Origin of the sequence: Achromobacter sp. SLBN-14, assembly GCF_006715415.1 — a bacterium.
GTDB lineage: Bacteria > Pseudomonadota > Gammaproteobacteria > Burkholderiales > Burkholderiaceae_B > Achromobacter > Achromobacter mucicolens.
Genome location: NZ_VFNE01000001.1, coordinates 851,323 through 874,281 on the forward strand (window position 1 = coordinate 851,323; position 22,959 = coordinate 874,281).

At 66.1% G+C, this 22,959-nt stretch carries 17 protein-coding genes; 3 read left to right on the forward strand and 14 right to left on the reverse strand.

The features are described 5' to 3' along the window. Nucleotides 1-40: 40 nt before the first annotated feature. The gene (locus FBY20_RS03925; protein WP_056322164.1) at nt 41-2,131 is read right to left on the reverse strand and encodes an ATP-dependent DNA helicase; all 2,091 of its coding nucleotides are present in this window, start codon (nt 2,129-2,131) and stop codon (nt 41-43) included. A gap of 174 nt (nt 2,132-2,305) precedes the next feature. On the opposite strand from FBY20_RS03925, the gene tex reads away from it, so the two are divergent. Beyond that, on the forward strand, nt 2,306-4,678 hold the full coding sequence (gene tex, locus FBY20_RS03930; RefSeq protein WP_142050182.1) for an RNA-binding transcriptional accessory protein Tex: 2,373 nt from the start codon (nt 2,306-2,308) through the stop codon (nt 4,676-4,678). Nucleotides 4,679-4,809: 131 nt separating this feature from the next. On the opposite strand, the gene FBY20_RS03935 is transcribed toward tex, so the two are convergent. From FBY20_RS03935 to FBY20_RS03995, 13 genes are all read right to left on the reverse strand, one after another. Next, complete coding sequence (locus tag FBY20_RS03935) at nt 4,810-6,165, reverse strand: tryptophan--tRNA ligase (RefSeq protein ID WP_142050185.1); 1,356 nt, start codon at nt 6,163-6,165, stop codon at nt 4,810-4,812. A gap of 83 nt (nt 6,166-6,248) precedes the next feature. Further along, nucleotides 6,249-6,572 (reverse strand): DUF3325 domain-containing protein, encoded by a 324-nt coding sequence (locus FBY20_RS03940; RefSeq protein WP_056322155.1) that lies wholly within the window; start codon nt 6,570-6,572, stop codon nt 6,249-6,251. Next, nucleotides 6,569-8,257: a PepSY domain-containing protein gene (locus FBY20_RS03945; RefSeq protein ID WP_142050188.1), complete on the reverse strand. Its 1,689-nt coding sequence runs from the start codon at nt 8,255-8,257 to the stop codon at nt 6,569-6,571. The genes FBY20_RS03940 and FBY20_RS03945 overlap by 4 nt, the downstream gene beginning before the upstream one ends. Further along, nucleotides 8,254-8,535, reverse strand: coding sequence for a DUF3649 domain-containing protein (locus tag FBY20_RS03950; protein WP_056322151.1), 282 nt, complete (start codon nt 8,533-8,535; stop codon nt 8,254-8,256). The genes FBY20_RS03945 and FBY20_RS03950 overlap by 4 nt, the downstream gene beginning before the upstream one ends. A gap of 105 nt (nt 8,536-8,640) precedes the next feature. Continuing rightward, on the reverse strand, nt 8,641-11,169 hold the full coding sequence (locus FBY20_RS03955; RefSeq protein WP_142050194.1) for a TonB-dependent siderophore receptor: 2,529 nt from the start codon (nt 11,167-11,169) through the stop codon (nt 8,641-8,643). A gap of 80 nt (nt 11,170-11,249) precedes the next feature. Then, nucleotides 11,250-12,239 (reverse strand): FecR domain-containing protein, encoded by a 990-nt coding sequence (locus tag FBY20_RS03960; RefSeq protein WP_142050197.1) that lies wholly within the window; start codon nt 12,237-12,239, stop codon nt 11,250-11,252. Further along, on the reverse strand, nt 12,232-12,765 hold the full coding sequence (locus tag FBY20_RS03965) for a sigma-70 family RNA polymerase sigma factor (RefSeq protein ID WP_142050200.1): 534 nt from the start codon (nt 12,763-12,765) through the stop codon (nt 12,232-12,234). Before FBY20_RS03965 ends, FBY20_RS03960 begins: the two co-directional genes overlap by 8 nt. 112 nt (nt 12,766-12,877) lie before the next feature. Further along, nucleotides 12,878-13,969 (reverse strand): cell division protein ZapE, encoded by a 1,092-nt coding sequence (gene zapE, locus FBY20_RS03970; protein WP_142050203.1) that lies wholly within the window; start codon nt 13,967-13,969, stop codon nt 12,878-12,880. A 92-nt stretch (nt 13,970-14,061) separates the two neighbouring features. Further along, a complete protein-coding gene (gene lpdA, locus FBY20_RS03975) occupies nt 14,062-15,489 on the reverse strand; it encodes a dihydrolipoyl dehydrogenase (protein ID WP_056322141.1) in 1,428 nt (475 codons plus the stop codon). Between the two features lie 132 nt (nt 15,490-15,621). Further along, on the reverse strand, nt 15,622-16,857 hold the full coding sequence (gene odhB / locus FBY20_RS03980) for a 2-oxoglutarate dehydrogenase complex dihydrolipoyllysine-residue succinyltransferase (protein ID WP_056322139.1): 1,236 nt from the start codon (nt 16,855-16,857) through the stop codon (nt 15,622-15,624). A gap of 103 nt (nt 16,858-16,960) precedes the next feature. Beyond that, the gene (locus FBY20_RS03985; RefSeq protein ID WP_056322136.1) at nt 16,961-19,828 is read right to left on the reverse strand and encodes a 2-oxoglutarate dehydrogenase E1 component; all 2,868 of its coding nucleotides are present in this window, start codon (nt 19,826-19,828) and stop codon (nt 16,961-16,963) included. A gap of 327 nt (nt 19,829-20,155) precedes the next feature. Next, nucleotides 20,156-20,626: an Lrp/AsnC family transcriptional regulator gene (locus FBY20_RS03990; protein ID WP_056322133.1), complete on the reverse strand. Its 471-nt coding sequence runs from the start codon at nt 20,624-20,626 to the stop codon at nt 20,156-20,158. Beyond that, complete coding sequence (locus tag FBY20_RS03995; protein ID WP_142050206.1) at nt 20,623-20,820, reverse strand: hypothetical protein; 198 nt, start codon at nt 20,818-20,820, stop codon at nt 20,623-20,625. Before FBY20_RS03995 ends, FBY20_RS03990 begins: the two co-directional genes overlap by 4 nt. On the opposite strand from FBY20_RS03995, the gene FBY20_RS04000 reads away from it, so the two are divergent. Beyond that, nucleotides 20,819-21,835 carry a 1-aminocyclopropane-1-carboxylate deaminase gene (locus tag FBY20_RS04000; protein WP_142050209.1) on the forward strand — a complete coding sequence of 339 codons (1,017 nt, stop codon included), beginning with the start codon at nt 20,819-20,821 and terminating at the stop codon, nt 21,833-21,835. The two genes, FBY20_RS03995 and FBY20_RS04000, sit on opposite strands and share 2 nt — an antisense overlap. Before the next feature lie 174 nt (nt 21,836-22,009). Further along, nucleotides 22,010-22,954 carry an allantoinase PuuE gene (gene puuE / locus FBY20_RS04005; protein WP_142050212.1) on the forward strand — a complete coding sequence of 315 codons (945 nt, stop codon included), beginning with the start codon at nt 22,010-22,012 and terminating at the stop codon, nt 22,952-22,954. The last annotated feature ends 5 nt before the right edge of the window (nt 22,955-22,959 follow it).

Consider the following 22,959-nt stretch of genomic DNA (forward strand, 5'->3'; position numbering starts at 1 on the left):
CGCGGACGGCGCCGCCCGGAGCCGCGTTCCTTGCGTCGGTCTATTCGTCGTCCGGTCCGCGCTTGCGGCGGTAGAACGCCAGCACCTCTTCCAGCTCGCGCGTGCGCGCAAATGGCGGCAGACCGCGCCACAGGCGCTTGCCGTAGGGCTTTTCCACCAGCCGGGCGTCACCCACCATCAGCACGCCCCAGTCCGATTCCGTGCGGATCAACCGGCCCGCGCCCTGCTTGAGCGAGATGGCGGCTTCCGGAAGCTGGTATTCCGCAAACGGGTTGCCGCCCTGCGCGCGGCAGGCGCGCAGACGGGCCTCGATGACGGGGTCGTCGGGCGGCGCGAACGGCAGCTTGTCGATCGCCACCAGGGTCAGCACATCGCCCGGCAGGTCGATGCCTTCCCAGAAGCTGGCGCTGCCCACCAGCACCGGGTGCTTGAGCTTGCAGAAGCGGTCGAGCAGATCGCGGCGCGTGCCCTCGCCTTGTTTGAGCAGCGGCCAGTCATGGCCCGCATCGTCAAAGGCATCGGCCAGCAGATTGGCCACCTTGTCCACGGCGCGCAGTGTCGTACAGAGCACCAGCGTGCCGCCCGGGCTGGCCTCCAGCAACGGCATGAGGGTCTGCACGAAGCGGTCCAGGAACTGCGGCGATTGAGGTTCGGGCATGCCGCGCGGCACGAACAGCAGCGCCTGCTCGGGGTAGTCGAACGGGGACTCCCACTTGCCGGTGCGCGCGGACTCCAGGCCAAGCTGGCTGGTGAAGTGCGTGAATTCACCGTTCACCGACAGCGTGGCCGAGGTCATGATCCAGGCCTGGCCAGGCTTGCGGAATTTGGAGAAGGCCTGCGCCACCGACAGCGGCGCCGAATGCAGGCGAACATGGTGCAGTCCGTGCTCGACCCAGCGCACGGCCGGGCCCGTCCATTGCTCGGCCAGCGCCGCGCCTTCGAGCAGGGCCGCAGGCGTGGAGGGACCGTCGCCGAGCGGGCTTTGCACGGGCGCCTGGTCGTCGCGGCCCCAGCCCTCGTCGTCATGCGCGCCGGTGCTACGCCCGGGTGTGGCCCAGCGCTTGAGCTTGACCGAGATCTCGGCCCCCATGCGTGCTGCCGCGAGCAGGTCCGGGTGTTTTTCGGCCACCGCGCCCAGCGCCTTGGTGGCGCTGTCCACGGCCTCGCGCAGCGACAGCAGCGCGACGTCGAATTCCTCGGGGTTGGGAATGGCCTCGAACGTGGCCTTGCGGCCCGGCATCTTGTCCAGCGGCGCACAGACCAGCCGCAGTTCGCGCGCGGCGGTTTCCAGTTGGCGGCTGACGTCGCTCCATTTGGCGGCTTCGCGCGCGTAGGCCAGCCCCGCGACTTCCAGCGCACGGCCAAAGTCCATGAGCTGGTGCGTGGACACGCTGTTGCCCAGAAAGCGCGTGGCGGTGTCGGGCAGCTGGTGGGCTTCGTCGAAGATGACGGTGTCGGCTTCGGGCAGCAGGTCCGTGACGCCTTCTTCGCGCAGCATCAGGTCGGCCATGAAGAGCGCGTGGTTGACGACGACGACGTCGGCCTCTTGTGCCTGGCGGCGCGCCTTGACGACAAAGCAGTCGCGGATGCGCGGACATTCCTGGCCCAGGCAGTTTTCGCGGGTGGATGTGACGCGTTGCCAGATGTCGGCGTCTTCGGGCACCTGCGCCAGATCGCCGCGGTCACCCGTTTTGGAGATACCCGCGAACACCTGGATCTGCCGAAGCTGCTGGATTTCGGAGCGGGATTTGAGCGCGCGTTCGTCGCCCTGCAGGCGCTCCAGGTGGTAATGACACACGTAGTTGCCACGGCCCTTGAGCAGCGCGGCCGTCACGGGCGCGGCCAGCGCCGCGCGCACGCGCGGCAGGTCGCGCGCAAAGAGCTGATCCTGCAGGGTGCGCGTGCCGGTGGAGATGAGCACCTTGCCGCCCTGGATGAAGGCGGGTACAAGATACGCCCAGGTCTTGCCGATGCCGGTACCGGCCTCGGCCACCAGCGTGGCGCGGTCCTGGATGGCCTGGCCGATGGCCTGCGACAGTTCCACCTGCGATGGACGCGGCTTGTAGCCGGGCAAGGCCGTGGCCAGCGGCCCGTCCTCGTCAAAGAATTCGGATATGTCCAGGTCCAGCATTACAGCAGCCTTGTGTAGGGCCCCAAATGATACCCGCTGCCGCGTCGTTTTCCGGCTTGCGGCCTGCCGCAACGCCGTTGGCAGAGGGACGGATCAGTCCCTTCTGCCACGTTCCGTAACAACGGCTTATGGCACAATCCGCCCCTCGTTTTCCCTTTTTGCCGTCGTATAGAGATGTCTGAAACTTCCACTATCACGAACGTCGCCGCCGGCGTCGACAACGCCCGCATCGTCGCTCAGCTCGCCACCGAGCTGGGCGCCCGCGCCTCTCAAATCGCTGCGGCGGTGGAACTGCTGGATGACGGCGCGACCGTGCCCTTCATCGCCCGCTACCGCAAGGAAGCGACCGGCGGTCTGGACGACACCGTGCTGCGCAACCTGGAAGTCCGCCTGGGCTACCTGCGCGAGCTCGAAGACCGCCGCGGCGCCATCCTGGAATCCATTTCGCAGCAAGGAAAGCTGACGGCCGAACTGCAGCAGGAAATCGCTTCGGCCGACACCAAGCAGCGCCTCGAAGACTTGTACGCGCCGTACAAGCCCAAGCGCCGCACGCGTGCCCAGATCGCCCGCGAAGCCGGCCTGGAACCCCTGGCCGACGCCATCCTGGCCGATCCCGCCTGCGATCCCGCAGCCCTGGCCGCGCAGTACCTGAATCCCGAAGCCTCCATCAACGACGCCAAGGCGGCGCTCGATGGCGCGCGCGACATCCTGGCCGAACGCTACGCGGAAAACGCCGACCTGCTGGCCGACATGCGCGAGCACCTGTGGTCCACCGGACTCGTGTACTCGAAGATGATCGAAGGCAAGGAAACCGAAGGCGCCAACTTCCGCGACTGGTTCGACTTCAACGAGCCGCTGCGCACCCTGCCGTCGCACCGCATCCTGGCGCTGCTGCGCGGCCGTCAGCAAGGCGTTCTTGAACTGCGCCTCGGCCTGGAAGCCGACCTCGAAGCGCAGACGCCGCATCCGTGCGTGGCCCGCATCGCCAACTTCCTGAAGCTGGGCAATGGCCTTTTCGCGCTGGACGCCACGCCGCGCGCGCGCTGGCTGGGTGAAGTCTGCCGCTGGACCTGGCGCGTGAAGCTCCTGACCGCCTTCGAAAGCGAACTGATCGGCCGCCTGCGCGAAAGCGGCGAAGCCGAGGCGATCCGCGTGTTCGCCGCCAACCTGAAAGACCTGCTGCTGGCCGCCCCCGCCGGTCCCAAGGCCGTGCTGGGCCTGGATCCCGGCATTCGCACGGGCTGCAAGGTCGCGGTCATCGACCAGACCGGCAAGGTCGTCGACACCACCACCGTGTACCCGTTCGAACCGCGCCGCGACCGCGACGGCACGATCAACACGCTGGCCGCGCTGGTGGCGCGCCACAAGGTGGACCTGATCGCCATCGGCAACGGCACGGCTTCGCGCGAAAGCGAAAAGCTCGTGGGCGACATGATGGAGCGTTTCCCCGACCTGAAGGTCACCCGCGTCGTCGTGTCCGAGGCGGGCGCGTCGGTGTATTCCGCATCGGAAACCGCCGCCCAGGAATTCCCCGACCTGGACGTCACGCTGCGCGGCGCCGTGTCCATTGCACGCCGTCTGCAGGACCCGCTGGCCGAACTGGTCAAGATCGACCCCAAGGCCATCGGTGTCGGCCAGTACCAGCACGACGTCAACCAGCGCGAACTGGCGCGTTCGCTGGACGCGGTGGTCGAAGACTGCGTGAACGCGGTGGGCGTGGACGTGAACACGGCATCGGCCGCGCTGCTGGCCCGCGTGTCGGGCCTGAATTCGCTGCTGGCCAAGAACATCGTCGCCTTCCGCGACGAGAACGGCGCGTTCCCCACCCGCGACGTCCTGCGCAAGGTGCCGCGCTTTGGCGACAAGGCGTTTGAACAGGCCGCGGGCTTTCTGCGCATCCCCAACGGCGACAACCCGCTGGACGCGTCGGCGGTGCACCCGGAAGCCTATCCCGTCGTCGAGCGCATCGTCGCCAAGATCAAGACCGAGGTCAAGCAGATCATCGGCCAGCGCGAGGCCCTGAAGGGCGTGTCACCGTCCGACTTCACCGACGAGCGCTTCGGCCTGCCCACCGTGAAGGACATCTTTGCCGAACTCGAAAAGCCCGGCCGCGACCCGCGCCCGGAGTTCAAGACGGCGCAGTTCAAGGAAGGCGTGGAAACGCTGAACGACCTGTACCCCGGCATGGTGCTGGAGGGCGTGGTGACCAACGTGGCCAACTTCGGCGCGTTCGTGGACATCGGCGTGCACCAGGATGGCCTGGTGCATATCTCGGCGCTGGCCGAGAAGTTCGTGAAGGATCCGCGCGATGTGGTGCGCGTGGGTCAGACGGTCAGCGTCAAGGTGCTGGAAGTGGACGCCGCGCGCAAGCGCGTGGCGCTTACCATGCGCCTGAACGACACCGCCGCGCCGGCCCGCCGCAGCGCCGATGCGCCCAAGGGCGGTGACCGTCCCCGCCGTCAGGGCGATGGCGGCCGCAACGCGGGTGGCGCGGCCGGATCGATGAACAGCGCCATGGCCGACGCATTCGCCAAGCTCAAGCGCTGATCCGCCGATCCGCTGCACTGCCCAGATCCCGGCGCCCGATGCGCCGGGATTTTTTTTGCACTGTTAATGGAGCAAGCAGCTGAACTGCATGCGCGACGGCGCGGATTGCCCGCGCCGTCTTCGGCTGCCGTTTATTCCTGCGCCAGCCACAAGAGCGCTTCGCGGGTACGGGCGAGGCGCGCCGCGGGCTCGCCCTGCATGCCCTCGGGCGCGGTGGCGACGGTCACGCCATCGATCACCGCCGCGTAGCCCTCTGCCTGCGCCTGCAGGACGCTGTCAGCGGGTTCGGACTGCAGCCGGCGCATCAGGGCGCCCGCTTCCTTGGGATCGGCAAAGCGCTGCGACAACAGCAGTTCCTCGCCGTCGGCCGCCAGCAGGCGGAACCGGAAGCCGCCGTCCTCGTCACGGAAGCTGACGAAGCGCGCGCCCTTGGATTTTTCCTTCTTGCCCTGAGCGCCCTTGCCGGCCGTGGCGGCTGCGCTCAGGTTGCGCAGGCCCACGGCCTCGCGCAGTTCCTGCATGAAGGGCACGGCAAGCTTGCGCGCCTTGGCCGCGCCGGCTTGCAGGATGTCTTCGATGCGGCCCGGATTGGCCATCAGGTCGACGTACTTTTCGCGCATCGGCGCAAGCAGCGCTTCCAGGTGCTCGAACAGCGCCTGCTTGGCGTCGCCCCAGCCCATGCCCGCTTCGAGCTGCTGGCGGAACGCCGCCGATTGCTCGGACGTGGCGAACGCGCGGTACAGCGTGTACAGGTGGGAGGATTCGGCATCCTTGGGTTCGCCGGGCTCGCGCGAATCGGTCACGATGCGCATCACCGAGGCGCGCAATGCGCTCTTGCCGCCTTCGAACAGCGGGATGGTGTTGTTGTAGCTCTTGGACATCTTGCGGCCGTCCAGGCCCGGCAGCGTCGCCACGTCTTCTTCGATGACCACTTCCGGCAGCGAGAAATAGTCGCGTCCGTACAGGTGGTTGAAGCGCTGCGCGATGTCGCGCGCCATTTCCAGATGCTGGATCTGATCCCGGCCCACCGGCACCTTGTTGGCGTTGAACATCACGATGTCGGCCGCCATCAGGATCGGGTACGAGAACAACCCCATGGTGATGCCGTCGTCCGGATCCACGTTCTTGGCCACGTTCTGGTCGACCGACGCCTTGTACGCATGCGCCCGGTTCATCAGGCCCTTGGCGGTCACGCAGGTCAGCAGCCAGCTCAGTTCGGGGATTTCGGGAATGTCCGACTGGCGGTAGAACGTCACGCGTTCGGCGTCCAGGCCGACCGCCAGCCAGGTGGCGGCGATTTCCAGGCGCGAGCGCGCCACGCGTGCCGGATCGTCGCACTTGATCAGCGCGTGGTAGTCCGCCAGAAAGAAGAATGCGTCGACGCCGGGCTGCGTGCTGGCCTGCACCGCCGGACGGATCGCGCCCGCGTAGTTGCCGAGATGGGGGGTTCCAGTCGTGGTGATGCCGGTAAGGACGCGGGTATTCATGAGGCGAGAAGGCGGTTGCTAGGGGAAGCCGTCAGTGTAACGTGCCGCAGCGCGGCCCTGCCCGCCCGCAACGCAGCCCGCGCCTACCAGACCGCCAGCACGGGCGCGGCCAGCGCGCACAGGCCGCCCGCGGTCAGCGCCGCGCGCGGACGGAAGGTCAGGAACCAGATCAGCAGCAGGCCGGCGATGCTGAGAATGCCGATCCATTCGACCGTCCCGTAGCTCCAGCCCCAGACTGCCGCGGACGCCCACAGCGACAGCGCAAGCGCCGTCCAGCCGAACAGCCGCAACGGCAGCCGATGACGGCGCGGCAAGGCGCGGTCGAACAGATCTTCGTAGTGACGGTCCATGGCCAGGCACAGAGCGGAAAACCCGGCATAGGCCAGGCAGAAGGCGGCAAGCGTCATGGCGTATCACCTCGCGGTTCGAAAGCGGTGCGGTGCACGGCGGCCGGAACGGCGGGGTCGTTCGGGGCGGGCGCAGCGGCAGCGGACTTGACCGCCTGGGCGCGCGCGGCGCGCGGCTTGCCCGCGGATCGGGCGGGCGCCTTGCGGGCCCGCGCCGCCTTCCGCGCCATCCATGCAAAAAACAGGGCGCTTGCCAGGCACGTCAGGTCAAAACCCGCCATCACCCAGTCGCCCTGCGGCAACGAGACGCCCAGGTGCCGGTGGGTGGTCAGCGCATTGACCACGGGCACCAGGGCCAGCGCGGCGGCGGCCACCGCCAGCAGGTCCTGCCATTTGCGCCGCTGGAAGAGAAACGCATAGACCAGCGACAGGCCCCAGGCGATGAAGAACGCGCGCACCTCCCACACTTGGCGGCCGGGCATGTCGGCGGGCAGCAGCCGGTTGGCCAGGAACACCGACGCCACGCCGAACACGACCCCCGCGATGGTGCCCGCGTTCAGGCCGTCCACCAGCCGCAGCGAGAACGCCTCGCGCGCGTCGCCCGGCCGGGCCTTCTGGCGGCGCTTGGCGATCCACAGCACCAGGCCCGTGGCCACCATGGCCGTGCCGGCCAGGCTGACGATGAAATACAGCCAGCGCAACACCGGTTCGGCGAACAGGCCCAGGTGCAGGCCGGTGATCACGCCCGCGGTCAGGGCGGTGGCGCTGCGGCCGGCCTCGGACTCCTGCAACGCGCCCGTCACCCCGTCAAAACGCATGAACGGCGCCATCAGCCCGTACGACACGCCGTCGCCCACGTGGCGGCTGATGGTGATGGTGGCGCCCGCGTCATTGGGATTGTTGACGGTCACCCGGCCGACGCGGCCTTGCCACTGCTGCTCGGCCTGCGCCACCAACGGGGCAATCGGAACCAGCGGCGCGGGCTGGTTCAGCGGCGGCGTGACCTTGAAGGCCTTGAAGACCTCGTTGGTGTAATCGCGCGGATTGTCGTAGACGGCCTGGATGCCGGCCGGCATCAGCATCACCATGAACAGCACCAGGCCGCTGAAGGTGATCATCAGGTGAAACGGCAGGCCCAGCACGGACAGCACGTTGTGGCCGTCCATCCAGGCGCGCTGGCCGCCCTTTCCGGGCCGGAAGGTAAAGAAATCAGCAAAGATCTTCTTGTGCGTGATGATGCCGCTGATGATCGCCACCAGCATGAACATGCCCGCGATGCTGGCCAGCCAGCGTCCCCACGGAAACGCGGTTTCCAGTTCGAAATGGAAGCGGTAGAAGAAGTCGCCGCCGCGGGTCTGGCGCGGCGTCACGGCCTGGCCGGTGGCCGCGTCCAGCTTGACGCGCACGAAACCGCGCTCGCCCGGCTTGGGCTTGGGGGTCTGGTACAGCAGCTGGATCAGGGGCTCGCGGTCGGACGGCGGCGTGATGAACCAGCGCTTGGCGTCAGGCGCGTTTTCCGCCAGATAGCGCTGCGCCGTGGCGACGGCCTGGACGGCGGGCGCCGGCTGCACCTGGATCTCGGGCTGCATCCAGCGCGTGATCTCGGGCCGGAAGAACGCCAGCGAGCCGGTCAGGAACATCGCGAAAAGCACCCAGCCGAAAATCAGGCCAGCCCACGTATGCAGCCACGACATCGACTGGCGCAGGCCCTCTTCACCGGGATGCCTGGTCTTGGACGCCTTCATGCCGCCCCCACGAGCCGGTGCGCGAGAAACAATCCGCCCAGCAGCGCGGCGGGGACCAGGATGCCCGCCCAGGCGCGCCAGGCGTTGCGCGTGGCGAACACCCAGATCACGCCGCAGGCATAGACCACGAAGGACATCAGCTGCGCCGCGGTCACGGCATCGGGCCGCCCCAAGGGCAGCCAGACCGCCAGACAGGCGGCCGCCGCAGAGGCCAGGGCATAGCCGCCCAGGATGGCGGCCGTCGCGCGGGAGAATACGGCCAATCGGTAGCGCATCATGCCTGCGCCGGCTGCGGGAGCTTTCACGGGAGTTCTAGGTGGTTGCGGGGACGTGGCCGGCCTGAATTATAACGATTCTCGTTAATACAGGAACGGCCAACCTGCTTACCAGCGATACCGCAGGCTCGCCTTGATGGAGCGCTGGTAGCCGAACCAGCACCAGGACTCGCCGGAGCACGACGCGATGTACTCCTTGTCGAACAGGTTCTGCACGTTCAGCGCAACCTGCATGCCCTTGAGCGCGGGCGAGGCGCGGCCCAGGTCATAGTCCAGCATCAGGTCCACCAGCGTGACTTTCGGCACCTTCAGCGTGTTGGCCTCGTTGGCGTACGACGAACCGATGTACCGCACGCCGCCGCCCACGCCAAGGCCGGCCAGCGGGCCTTCCTGAAGCTGGTAGCGCGCCCAGGCCGACGCCTGCTGCGACGGCAGCGCGGCGGGGGTCTTGCCGGTCAGGTCAAAGCCCGCCGCATTCGGATAGGCCTTGGTGTATTCGTTGTTCATGACCGAGTAGGCGGCAATCAGCGACAGGCCGCGCATCGGCTCGGTCTTGGCCTCGAGTTCGATGCCCTGCGTGCGCAGCTCGCCCGCCTGGATCGAGCAACGTCCACCCGCCGTGCCGCACAGGTGCGTCGGGTCCGGGTCGGTGGTCGTCATGTTCTCGCGGCGGATGTCGAAGGCCGCGAACGTCAGCATCGTGGCCGAGCCCGGCGGCTGGTACTTGATGCCCACCTCGTACTGCTTGCCCTCGATCGGCTTGAACGGCGTGTTGTTCCAGCCCGTGCCCGACTGCGGCTCGAAGGATTCCGAGTAACTGAAGTACGGCGCCACGCCGTTGTCGAAGTTGTAGATGGCGCCGAACCGGCCCGAGAACGCTTCGGCGCTCAGCTTGGACGGGGTGACGCGGCCCGAGGCGATCGCCGTCGTCTCGCCCACGTTGCGCGACCAGTCGTAGCGCCCGCCCAAGAGGAACGACAGACGGTCGATCTTGATCTGGTCCTGGAAATACACGCCGGTCTGGTACTGCGTGGTGGTCGCGTCGCTGGAGAACGCCGGCACGGGAATGTTCTTGAAATTGTCCGGATTCTTCACGTAGAGCGCAGGCGCGGAACCAAATCCCGACAGCGTGTCGGTCTTGACGTGCTGGTAGTCGAATCCCACCAGGACGTTGTGGCCTATCTTGCCGGTGTTGAAGCGAGCCTGCAGGTTGTTGTCGATGGTCAGCGCCCCCACATCCACGTCGGTCGCGATCGAGGCGCGCTGGTGGTACAGGTAGGTCCTGTCCGTATAGCCGTAGTAGTTGGTCATCGCGCCATAGACGCTGCGATACTTGGCGTCCGAGTGCGTCCAGCGCAGGCTTTGCGAGGCCTTGAACGTGTCGTTGAAGCGATGGTCCAGGATGTAGCCCAGCGAGTAGCTCTTGCGGTCGCTCTTTTCGAAATTGGCGTCGCCATCGTAGTAATCGGCGGGCAGCCGGAAGCCGTCGGGCGCGCGCAGCAAGGTGCGCATGGCCGGCACCGCGCCGTACGACCCCATGTCGGGATCATGCTGGAAATTGGTCAGGATGGTCAGCGAGGTATCGGCATTGGGTTTCCAGGCGAACGCGGGCGACACGAAGTAGCGGCGTTCCTTGGTGTCCTGCACCTGGCCGTCCGACATGTAGCCCGATCCCACCAGGCGGTACAGGTACTTGCCCTCTTCGTCGATGGGGCCGCCGAAGTCGAAGTTGGCGCGGCGGAAGTCGTAATTGCCAACCTGCAGCTCCACCTCGCGCAGCGGCTCGTCCAGCGGCCGCTTGCTGACCTGGTTCACCACGCCGCCCGGACCGCCCTGCCCGTACATGACCGACGCCGGCCCCTTGAGCACATCCACGCGCTCAAGGCGGAAGGCATCGACCTGCGGCAGCGCATCGCGGCCGCCGAACACGCGCAGCCCATCAAGGTAAGTGGACGCCGAGAATCCGCGCACGTTGAACTGGTCCAGGCGGGTCGCCGTGGCGCCGCGCGACTCGGTGGCCACGCCCGCCGTGTAGCGCAGCACCTGATTCAGCGTCTGCGCGCCCTGCTCGGTGATCTGCTCGCGCGTGACCACGGACACCGACTGCGGCGTCTCGATCAGCGGCGTGTCCGTCTTGGTGGCGCTGGCGCTGGCGGTGGCCACGTAGCCCACCGTGGGCGCATAGGCGCTGTCCGACATGCCCGTGACCGTCACGGGCGCCAGCGTGTGCGTATCGCCCGCGGAGGCCGGCGCGGGCGCCAGCGTCCACGTGTTGCCCGATTGCGCGCGGGCCTGCAGGCCGCTGCCCGCCAGGATGCGCGAGAAGCCCGCGCCCACCGTATACGCGCCGTTCAACCCGTCCGAACGCCGCCCGCGGACCAGCGCCGGATCGAACGACAGCACCACGCCCGCGCTGCGCGCAAACTGCGTCAGTGCATCGGCCAGCGGCCCTGCCGGAATCTGGAAACTGCGCTGGCCATTGGCGGCTGCTGCCGCGTCGGCGGCTGGCGCGGACTGCGCCCAGGCCGCGGGTGCGCCGGCGGCCAGCGCCCCGGCGCACGACACGGCCAGCACGGCTTGACGGCCGGCGGTCAGCGGTGCGCGCAGGCGGGTGTGGATTGAAGCGGACACAAACATCTCCCTGTACGGTGGTTTCTTTCTGCTTTCCGTACGGGGCTGCAAAACCTGCAATGCGCCGGCAAGAAAATTTGTAACACTCAGGCGTCGCGCGGTCCGACCTGCAGCCAATAGTGCGTGTGGCGCGTGACGGTGATCGGCAGGGAGTGTTCCAGCGCCGTGAGCGCGCGCTCGGCGTCGTCCAGCGGAAACACCCCGGAAAGCCGCAAGGCCCCCACTGCGGGATCGACGCGGATGACGCCCACGCGCTGGCGGGCCAGGTATTCGGCAAAGTCGTCCAGCCGCCATTCCTTGGCCACCACCATGCCGTCCACCCAGGCGAGCCGGTCCGGGTCCGTCGCGCCGCGCTGAAGTTCTCCGTCTTCGGCAGGAAACAGCCGTTCACCGGCGGCAAGCTGCGTCAGGACGCCATGGCGCAGCAGCGCCACGCTGCCTTCGTACACGCCCACGCGCGCGCCTTGTGCCGTTCGCCGCAGGTCGAACCGCGCGCGCTCGGCCTGCACTTGGCCGTCGCCGGTGTCCACGCGCAGCGTCCGCGCGCCCGGATGCGGCTCGGCCTGCACCAGCATCTCGCCGCGCAAGAGCGCAATATCACGTACGTTGCCGCTGACGTTGACGCGCACGGCAGAATCGCTGTTCAGGGTGACGCGCAGCCCGTCCGCCAGCGCAAGGGCCTGGCGCTCGCCCACGCGGGTGCTGTAGTCGGCGACCAGCCGCTGCCAGGGCGCATGACGGTAGCCGGCCCACCCGGTGGCGGCCACGCCGGCCACGGTCAACAGGCTGCGCAGCGCGGCGCGCCGGCCACGCGAGGCTGGCGCATTCAGCGCGGTGTGCGCCAACGCCGCCGGCACCCGGCGCGCGTCGCGGCCGATGTCCTGCAGCCGGTCCCACGCCACGCGATGCGCGGGATCCTGCGCAATCCAGGCGCGGCACGATTCGCGTGTTTGCGCGTCCGCCACGCCCGATTGCAACCGGCTCCACCAGACAATGGCCTCGCGCACGACGGCCTCCGAAGGGGCGGCATCCGAGGACCTGCCTGCGGCGGGCATGAGGTTCAGCGCGTCAGGCATGGATTGCCGCATAGCACGCGGACATCGCGCGCACCATGTACTGCTGCACGGAACTCAACGACACATCGAGGCGTTCGGCGATCTCCGGATACGTCAGGCCGTCCAGCTGCGACAGCAGGAACGCGGCGCGCGCCTTCGGCGGCAGGCCGTCCAGCAGGCGATCCAGCTGCACCAACGCCTGCAATTGCTCGGCCTGCGCCTCGGGCGACGGCGCATAGGTTTCGGGCACGCTGGCCAGATAGGCGAGGTACGCGTGTTCCAGCGCGGCGTGGCGCTGGTGGTCGACGACCAATCCCTTTGCGATGGTGGTGAGAAGCGCCCGGGCCTCGTTGGCCCGCACCTGCTTGCGGCCCTGGATCACCCTGACGAAGACGTCCTGCGCCAGATCCTCGGCGCGATGTTCGCAACCCAGCTTGCGGCGCAGCCATCCGAACAGCCACGAGCGGTGATCGCGGTACAGGCCATCGACAGGCGCGACCTGGGCGTCGACGCACGGGGCCGATGAGGAAAGCAAGGTGGAAGACACGGATGAGACTGCGGCGCGGGACCAAAAGTCTCAAAATCTTAATTGATAATGACTTGCATTAACAATGATTGACCTCACCCGGCCCCGAAATTGCGGGCCGGGTGACGCATTACTACAACGTCGCGGCCAGGCGGCGCTCGGATTCGAGGTACTCGCGCGACTGCATTTCCAGGATGCGCGAGACGGTCCGGTGGAACTCGTTGGCCAGCGCGCCTTCCGTGTAGATCTCTTCGGGCTCGCACTCGGCCGACATGATGAGCTTGACGCGATGGTCGTAGAACACGTCGATCAGCCAGGTGAAGCGGCGCGCCTCGGACGCCTGGCGCGGCCCCATGCGCGGCACGCCCGACAGGATCACGGCGTGGAAGCGGTTGGCCAGTTCCAGGTAGTCGTTCTGCGAACGGGGCCCGCCGCACAACGTGGCAAAGTCGAACCACACCACCGAGCCGCCCAGCGCCAACGCGCGGATCTCGCGATGCTCGATGTGCAGCACGGGCTCTTGCGGAGGCGTGTCGGCCAGCGCGTCGAAGGCCGCCTGCAGCGCCTTCTGCGCATGCTCGTCCAGCGGCGTGTGATAGCTCTGCACCTGCTCCAGCGAGCGGCGGCGGTAATCGATGCCCGCATCCACGTTCATGACGTCCATGCGCGACTGGATCAACGCGATGGCGGGCAGCACACGGTCGCGGTGCAGGCCGTCGGTGTACAGCGTGGAGGGTTCGTAGTTGGACGTCATCACGAACGACGTGCCGTATTCGAACAGCTTGAGCAGCAGGCGGTGCAAGATCATTGCGTCCGCCACGTCGGACACGTGGAATTCGTCAAAGCAGATCAGCCGGTAGCGCTTGGCCACGCGCTTGGCGACCTCGTCCAGCGGATCCTGCATGCCCTTCACTTCCTCGAGCTCGCGATGCACGCCGCGCATGAATTCGTGAAAGTGCAGGCGCGTCTTGCGCACCACCGGCACGGTGGCATAGAACGCGTCCATCAGGAAACTCTTGCCGCGGCCCACACCGCCCCACAGGTACACGCCGCGCGGCACGTCGGGACGGTTCAGCAGCTTTTTCAGCGCGTTCGAGCGCATCGACTTGAACTTGACCCATTCGTCGTAATAGCGCTGCAAGCGGTCGATCGCCTTCTTCTGCGCGTCGTCGGGCTTGTAGCCGCGTTCGGCCAATGCGTGTTCGTAGTAGTCGCTGACGTTCATAGGGGAACCGGATCAGGCTGAAATGGTAATGGCGGTAAAGAAAAGGGCGGGTCCTGGAACCCGCCCCCGGTCTTGCAGCAGTCAGTCGCGGCTTAGAAGTTCAGCGCACGCTTGTCCACGGCCAGCGCGGCTTCCTTCACGGCTTCCGACAGCGTCGGGTGCGCGTGGCAGATGCGGGCGATGTCTTCAGCGGCGCCGCGGAATTCCATGATGGTCACGGCTTCCGAGATCAGTTCCGAGGCCATCGGGCCCACAATGTGCACGCCCAGGACTTCATCGGTCTTGGCATCGGCGATCACCTTGGCAAAGCCGGTGGTGTCGCCCAGCGCGCGGGCGCGGCCGTTGGCCAGGAACGGGAAGCTGCCAGCCTTGTACTCGCGGCCTTCGGCCTTGAGCTGCTGTTCGGTCTTGCCGACCCAGGCGATTTCCGGCGAGGTGTAGATGACCCACGGCACGGTGTCGAAGTTGACGTGGCCGTGCTGGCCGGCGATGCGCTCGGCAACCGCAACGCCTTCTTCTTCAGCCTTGTGCGCCAGCATCGGGCCGCGCACCACGTCGCCCACTGCCCAGACGTTCGGCAGGTTGGTCTTGCAGTCGCCGTCCACGGCCACGAAGCCGCGTTCGTCCAGCTTCAGTCCCACGGCGTCGGCGTTCAGGCCGCCGGTGTAGGGCACGCGGCCGATCGAGACGATCAGCTTGTCCACGACCAGCTTCTGCTCGGCGCCCTTGGCGTCGACATAAGGCACGGTCACGGACTTGGCGGTCGCCTTGATCTCGCCGATCTTGACGCCCATCTGGATGTTCAGGCCTTGCTTGGTGAAAGCCTTGAGAGCTTCCTTGGCCACTTGCCCGTCGGCGGCAGCCAGGAATTCCGGCATCGCTTCCAGGATGGTGACTTCCGAACCCAGGCGGCGCCACACGCTGCCCATTTCCAGACCGATCACGCCAGCGCCGATGACGCCCAGCGTCTTGGGCACGGCGCCGATGTTCAGTGCGCCGTCGTTGGACAGCACGACCTTTTCGTCGAACGGCAGGCCGGGCAGTTCACGCGCCGACGAGCCGGTGGCGACCACGACGTGCTTGGCAACCAGGTCTTCCTCGGCGGTGCCGGTGACCTTGATGGCCCAGCCGCCTTCCACTTGGCCGCTGAACGCGCCCTTGCCATGGAAGAACGTGACCTTGTTCTTCTTGAACAGGTACAGGATGCCGTCGTTGTTCTGCTTGACCACCGTGTTCTTGCGGCCGATCAGCGTGTCGAGCTTCAGGCTGACGCCCTTGACTTCGATGCCGTGCTCGGCGAAGTGGTGGTTGGCTTGCTCGTAATGTTCCGACGATTGCAGCAGCGCCTTGGACGGGATGCAGCCGACGTTGGTGCAGGTGCCGCCGGGAGCCGGGCCGCCTTGGCCGTTCTGCCAGGCGTCGATGCAGGCGACCGACATGCCGAGCTGCGCGGCGCGGATGGCGGCGATGTAGCCGCCGGGGCCTGCGCCGATCACGACGACGTCAAATTGTTTGGACATAGTGTTCTCGCGAATGAGGGGTGAAGAAGCGCACTTCCTGCCCAGCGGGGTCGTGCTGCGGGCCGGCGGGGAGCCGGCCCGGGCGCCGCGCGACTTGCGGGTCGCGCTCGGCGCCGGCCAGGGGCGTCGAGATTACAGGTCCAGCAACAGGCGCTGCGGATCTTCCAGGGCGTCCTTCATGGCGACCAGGCCCAGCACGGCTTCGCGGCCGTCGATGATGCGGTGGTCGTAGGACAGGGCCAGGTAGTTCATCGGGCGGATGACGATCTGGCCGTTTTCGACGACGGCGCGATCCTTCGTGGCGTGCACGCCCAGGATGGCCGATTGCGGCGGGTTGATGATCGGGGTCGACAGCATCGAGCCGAACACGCCGCCGTTGGAGATCGAGAACGTGCCGCCGGTCATTTCTTCGATGCCCAGCTTGCCGTCAGCAGCGCGGCGGCCGAAGTCGGCAATGGTCTTCTCGATGTCGGCGATCGACAGCTGATCGGCGTTGCGCAGGATCGGCACCACCAGGCCACGCGGGCTGCCGACAGCGATACCGATGTCGAAGTAGCCGTGGTAGATGATGTCCTTGCCGTCGATCGAGGCGTTGATCAGCGGGTACTTCTTCAGCGCGGCAACGGCGGCCTTGACGAAGAACGACATGAAGCCCAGCTTGATGCCGTGTTCCTTTTCGAACTTGTCCTTGTACTTGGCGCGCAGGTCGATGACGGCCTGCATGTTGACTTCGTTGAACGTGGTCAGGATCGCGTTTTCCTGCTGCGATTGCAGCAGGCGCTCGGCGATGCGGGCGCGCAGGCGGCTCATCGGCACGCGCTGTTCCGGACGGCCGTCCAGCGACAGCGTGGTCGGGGCGGGCGCGGCGGCAGCCTTGGCCGGCGCGGCCTTGGGCTGGGCGCTGGCGGCCAGGGCGTCGCCCTTGGTCACGCGGCCATCACGGCCGGTGCCCGACACGGAAGCGGCGTCAACGCCCTTCTCGGCCAGGATCTTCGAGGCGGCGGGCGAAGCGACGCCGGCAGCGGCGGTCGAGGCCGGGGCGGCAGCGGCGGGCGCCGGCGCGGCGGCGGCTTGCTCAGCGGCCTTGGGGGCTTCGGCCGGTGCGGTGGCGGCGGCGGCGGCCTTGGCGGCGGTGTCGATGCGGGCCAGCACTTCGCCGGAGGTCACGGTGCTGCCATCGCCCTTGACGATTTCGGACAGCACGCCCGAGGCGGGGGCCGGCACTTCCAGCACGACCTTGTCGGTTTCGACTTCGATCAGGATTTCGTCGGCTTCAACGGCAGCGCCCGGCTGCTTCTTCCAGGTCAGCAGGGTCGCTTCGGAAACGGATTCGGAAAGTTGGGGAACGACGACGTCGGTAATAGCCATTTTGTTTATTCCGTAGAGAGTGTGTTCTTGTCACGCGGCGCGGCAAGGTTCGAAACGGGATTCCGGAACGCTTGCCGCCCGCGGCGCGTGCATCAAGTAAGGGTTACTTCGTCAACATGACCTTGAACTTGGGCGCGAAGGCCGTTTCGATCAGGGCCTTCTGCTGCTCCTGGTGCTTGGCCAGGTAGCCCACGGCCGGCGATGCCGACGCGGCACGGCCTGCGTAGCCAAGCTTCTGGCCTTCGACCATGTTCTCGTACACGTGATGCTGAACGTAGAACCAGGCGCCTTGGTTCTGGGGTTCGTCCTGCACCCAGATCACTTCGGTTGCCTTGGGGTACTTGCGCAGTTCGGATTCGAACGACTTGTGCGCAAACGGATACAGCTGCTCGACGCGGATGATGGCGACGTTGTCGGCGCCACGCTCGCGGCGGGCGTTGACCAGGTCGTAGTACACCTTGCCCGAGCAAGCCAGCACGCGCTTGACCTTGCTGGCGTCGATGGCCTCGTCGACCTCGCCGATGACCGGGCGGAAGCTGCCGCCGGCCAGATCGGTCAGGGGCGAACCGGCGTCCTTGTTGCGCAGCAGCGACTTCGGCGTGAACAGCACCAGCGGCTTGCGGAACGGACGGATCATCTGGCGGCGCAGGACGTGGAAGATCTGCGAAGCCGACGTCGGCTGAACCACTTGCATGTTGTTGTCGGCGCACAGCTGCAGGAAGCGCTCGATGCGGCCCGACGAGTGCTCGGGACCCTGGCCTTCGTAGCCGTGCGGCAGCATCAGCGTCAGGCCCGACTGGCGGCCCCACTTGGCTTCGCCGGAGCTGATGAACTGGTCGATCACGACCTGGGCGCCGTTGACGAAGTCGCCGAACTGGCCTTCCCAGATGACCAGCGTGTTCGGTTCGGCGCTGGAGTAACCGTATTCAAAGCCCAGCACCGCCTCTTCGGACAGCACGGAGTCGATGACGGTGAACGGCGCCTGGCCTTCCGACACGTTCTGCAGCGGAATGTAGGTGCCGTCGTTCCAGCGTTCGCGGTTCTGGTCGTGCAGCACGGCGTGGCGGTGCGTGAACGTGCCGCGGCCCGAATCCTGGCCGGTGATGCGGATGGCGTAGCCCGAGGACACCAGGGTCGCGAAGGCGAGGTGTTCGCCCATGCCCCAGTCCAGGTTCATTTCGCCCTTGGCCATGGTGCGGCGGTCGTTCAGCAGCTTGGCGACCAGCGGGTGCACCGTGAAGCCTTCCGGCACGGTGGTGATGCGTTCGCCGATGCGCTTGAGTTCAGCCAGCGGCACGGCGGTGTCGGCCTGGTCGGTCCACTTGGCGCCCAGGAACGGCGACCAGTCGATGGCGTACTTGCTCTTGTAGTCGGTCAGCACCGGTTCGATGGTGCGTTGGCCGTCTTCCATGAGCTGGCGGTAGTCCTTGACCAGCTGATCGGCTTCGCCGTCGGCCAGCACGCCTTGCGTGGTCAGCTTGTCGGCGTACAGCTTGCGCGTGCCCGGGTGGTGGCCGATGCGCTTGTACATCAGGGGCTGCGTCAGCGACGGGGTGTCCTGCTCGTTGTGGCCCAGCTTGCGGAAGCAGACGATGTCCACGACGACGTCGTGGCGGAACTGCAGACGGTAGTCCAGCGCCAGCTTGGTGACGAACACCACGGCTTCGGGATCGTCGCCGTTGACGTGGAACACCGGGGCTTCGATCATCTTGACCACGTCGGTGCAATACAGCGTCGAACGCGAGTCACGCGGGTCGGACGTGGTGAAGCCGATCTGGTTGTTGATGACGATGTGCAGCGTGCCGCCCGTACCGTAGCCGCGCGTCTGCGCCAGGTTCAGGGTTTCCATCACGACGCCCTGGCCGGCAAAGGCCGCGTCGCCGTGCACCAGCACCGGCAGCACTTGCTTGCCTTCGGCGTCGCCGCGGCGTTCCTGGCGGGCGCGTGCGCTGCCTTCGACGACGGGGTTGACGATTTCAAGGTGCGACGGGTTGAACGCCAGCGACAGGTGGACGGGGCCGCCGCGCGTGGACAGGTCGCTCGAGAAGCCGTTGTGGTACTTCACGTCGCCGTCGGTCAGGCCTTCGGCGTGCTTGCCTTCGAACTCGGCGAACAGGTCGCCGGGCATCTTGCCCATGATGTTCACGAGCAGGTTCAGGCGGCCGCGGTGGGCCATGCCGACCACGATTTCCTGGACGCCGTTTTCACCGGCGTGGTTAACCACTTCGTCCATCGAGGCGATGAAGCTTTCGCCGCCTTCCAGCGAGAAGCGCTTCTGGCCGACGTACTTGGTGTGCAGGAAGCGTTCCAGGCCTTCGGACTCGGTGAGCTGCTGAAGGATGTGGCGCTTTTCTTCCGCGGTGTACGTGGGCGCGCCCAGCGTGGTTTCCAGGCGTTCCTGGATCCAGCGCTTGGCGGCGGGGTCGGAGATGTGGGTGAATTCTGCACCGATGCTGCGGCAGTAGGTGTCGCGCAGCGCCTTCAGGATGTCGCGCAGCGTCATCGTGCTGGCGGTCGTGAAGTAGGTGTTGGTGGCCGAGTACGTCTGGTCCAGATCGGCTTCGGTCAGGCCATAGAAGGCGGGATCGAGCTCGGGGATCGGCGGACGTTCCTGGCGCTTGAGCGGATCGAGGTCGGCCCAACGCGAACCCAGCGAACGGTAGGCGGCAATCAGCGATTGCACCGAAACCTGCTTGCTGGCCACGCTCAGGTCGGGTTCGGCGGCGCGTTGCACGAAGGCATTGGCCTTGGCGCGCTGGGCGAACGATTCGACGATGGGAGCATGGGCCTGGTCGCGAGTGGATTCCTGGCCGTCGGTTGCGGGAGCGTGCTGCAATTGGTCGAAATATTCGCGCCAGTTGTCAGGTACCGAACCGGGGTTATCGAGGTAGGCTTCGTAAAGCTCCTCGACATACGGGGCATTACCCCCAAAGAGGTAAGACGTGGATAGAGATTCTATTTCCGAAGACATATCGCTTCACCTTTACGAGTGCTTCACTCGAGACGATGCAGGAAAACCTTCCGCGACACGGGCTTCCCGTTAGGCGGATAGCAGGGGCAGAAGGCGCGTACAAGCCTTGAAAGCCTATGGTCGAGAAGTATAGCCCTTTGAGTTTGCGGGCGTCTTCCCGCATTTCCGTGACGCGAAAGCCCTTTGGGAATGCCGTCATGCAGCAACGGAATGTCCGTCCAACCCCTTCCAATGCGCCGTCTACGCGCCACCAAAATCGGTCAATGCAAAATGCCGCAGCGCGTCATTTTGAATAGCAGAAAAGGTAAGTGTTGCATTTACGCCGCGTCAAACAGGCAGCGCAGTGGTCGACATGATCTCTTTCAAGACGAAAAAAGTGCGAATTTGGCGTACGCCGGGCAGCTTGATGATCTCGCCCGCATGCAGCTTGTTGAATCTTTCCAGGTCGCGGATGCGCAGCATCAGGAAGTAGTCGAATTCGCCTGCCACCAGGTGGCATTCCAGGCAGCCGCTGATGCTCTTGGCCGCTTCCTCGAAGTCGGTGAACGAGTCGGGTGTGGAACGGTCAAGCACCACGCCCACGATGACTAGCGTGGCCATATCCACGTCGGCGGGTTCAAGCAGTGCGACCGTCTTTCGGATGATGCCTTCGCTTTTGAGCCGCTCGACGCGCCGCAGACACGCCGCCGGACTGAGATGCACGCGCGCGCTCAGGTCCAGATTGGTGATCTGCGCGTCGTCCTGAAGAATGCGCAGGATCTGGCGGTCGATGCGGTCCAGCGTGAAAACGGCGGTCATGGAATGCGTCCCTGAAAATTAAATTTGGTCGCGGTTTTTAATTTGGAAATATTAGATGCATAAATACCAATAAACGAAGTTTCGATTTGGCGGATTGAAAAAATACGCAATTGACCCCTCAAGCCCATGATTTCTATGATTTTTGCGAACCCTGCCAAAAAGCGCAGGCCGCCCGAATCATCAGGAGCCACCATGGATCTGCAACGCTTTCCCCGTCATCGCCTGACCTTCGGCGATACCCCAATCGAAAAGCTGGACCGCCTTTCACAGCATCTGGGCGGCAAGGTCGAGATCTACGCCAAGCGCGAGGACTGCAACAGCGGCCTGGCGTTTGGCGGCAACAAGCTGCGCAAGCTTGAATACCTGATCCCGCAGGCGCTGGAACAAGGTTGCGACACGCTCGTCACCATCGGCGGCATCCAGTCCAACCACACGCGCATGGTCGCGGCGGTGGCCGCCAAACTGGGATTGGCCTGCGTGCTGGTGCAGGAAAACTGGGTGGATTATTCGGATGCGGTCTACGACCGCGTCGGCAACATCATGATGAGCCGCCTCATGGGCGCGGACGTGCGGCTGGTCGACCAGGGTTTCGACATCGGCTTTCGCCGCAGTTGGGAAGAGGCGCTTGAAGAAGTGAAACGCCGCGGCGGCAAGCCCTATGCGATTCCCGCGGGCGCGTCCGACCATGAGCTGGGCGGGCTGGGCTACGTCGGCTTTGCCGAAGAGGTGCGCCGCCAGGAAGCCGATCTGGGATTCAAGTTCGACTACATCGTCGTCTGCGCGGTCACGGGCAGTACGCAGGCCGGCATGGTCGTGGGCTTTGCCGCCGACGGCCGCGCCGACCGCGTCATCGGCATCGACGCATCCGCCACGCCGGAGCAGACGCGCGCCCAGGTCCTGCGCATCGCGCGGCGCACCGCCGACCTCGTCGGGCTGGACAGACCCATCGAAGACAAGGACGTGGTGCTCGACACGCGTTACGCCTATCCCGCGTATGGCCTGCCGTCAGCCGAAACCAACGATGCCATCCGTACGTGCGCCCGCCTGGAAGGCATGATGACTGACCCCGTGTACGAAGGGAAATCCATGCAGGGGATGATGGACATCATCCGCAAAGGCGAGATTCCCGCCGGTTCGAAGGTCCTGTATGCGCACCTGGGAGGGGTGCCGGCGATCAACGCCTACAGCTTTCTCTACCGCAACGGATAGCGGCGGCTTCGGCGTCATGGGGTGGCCTTGCGGGGATTTGCGGTGACGCCAAGCCCCCCGTAGGGCAACCCAGGATGGCGCGGGAGGGACAATTGATGTACATACTTTGTATACACAAATCCACGCGCGAATTGTGTGTTGCCTTGCCACGGTTTCGCGTTCCCCCGCCCGCCCATGCCCGCCTACGATTCCACCAAGCCCTACCCCCGCGACCTCGTCGGCTACGGCCGCAATCCGCCTCACGCGCAATGGCCAGGCAACGCGCGGATTGCGGTGCAGTTCGTCCTGAATTACGAGGAAGGCGGCGAAAACAGCGTGCTGCATGGCGACGCCGGCTCCGAGCAGTTCCTGTCCGAAATGTTCAGCCCCGCCAGCTATCCGGACCGGCACCTCAGCATGGAAGGCATCTATGAATACGGTTCGCGGGCGGGCGTGTGGCGCATCCTGCGGGAATTCGAAAAGCGCCAGCTGCCGCTGACGGTGTTCGGCGTCGGCATGGCGCTGCAACGCCATCCGGACCTGACCGCGGCGTTCGTGGAACTGGGTCATGAAATCGCCTGCCACGGCTGGCGCTGGATCCACTACCAGAACGTGGATGAAGCCACCGAGCGCGAGCACATGCGCCTGGCCATCGACGCCATCACCACGCTGACCGGCACACGGCCGCTGGGCTGGTACACCGGCCGCGACAGCCCGCGCACCCGCACGCTGGTCGCCGACGACGGCGGATTCGAGTACGACAGCGACTATTACGGCGACGACCTGCCCTTCTGGATGCAGGTGCGCAAATCGGATGGCGCCACGGCGCCGCAGCTCATCGTGCCCTACACGCTGGACTGCAACGACATGCGCTTTGCGCTGCCGCAGGGCTTCTCCCACGCCGATCCCTTTTTCCAGTACCTGAAGGACAGTTTCGACGCGTTGTATGCCGAAGGCGGCGAGGCGCCCAAGATGCTCAGCATCGGCATGCACTGCCGCCTGTTGGGCCGGCCCGGCCGCATCGTTGCCCTGCAACGTTTCCTGGATCACATCGCGCGCCACGATCGCGTCTGGGTGTGCCGCCGGCTGGACATCGCGCGGCACTGGAAAGCCACCCACCCCTACATATCCGACCGTTGAACAGG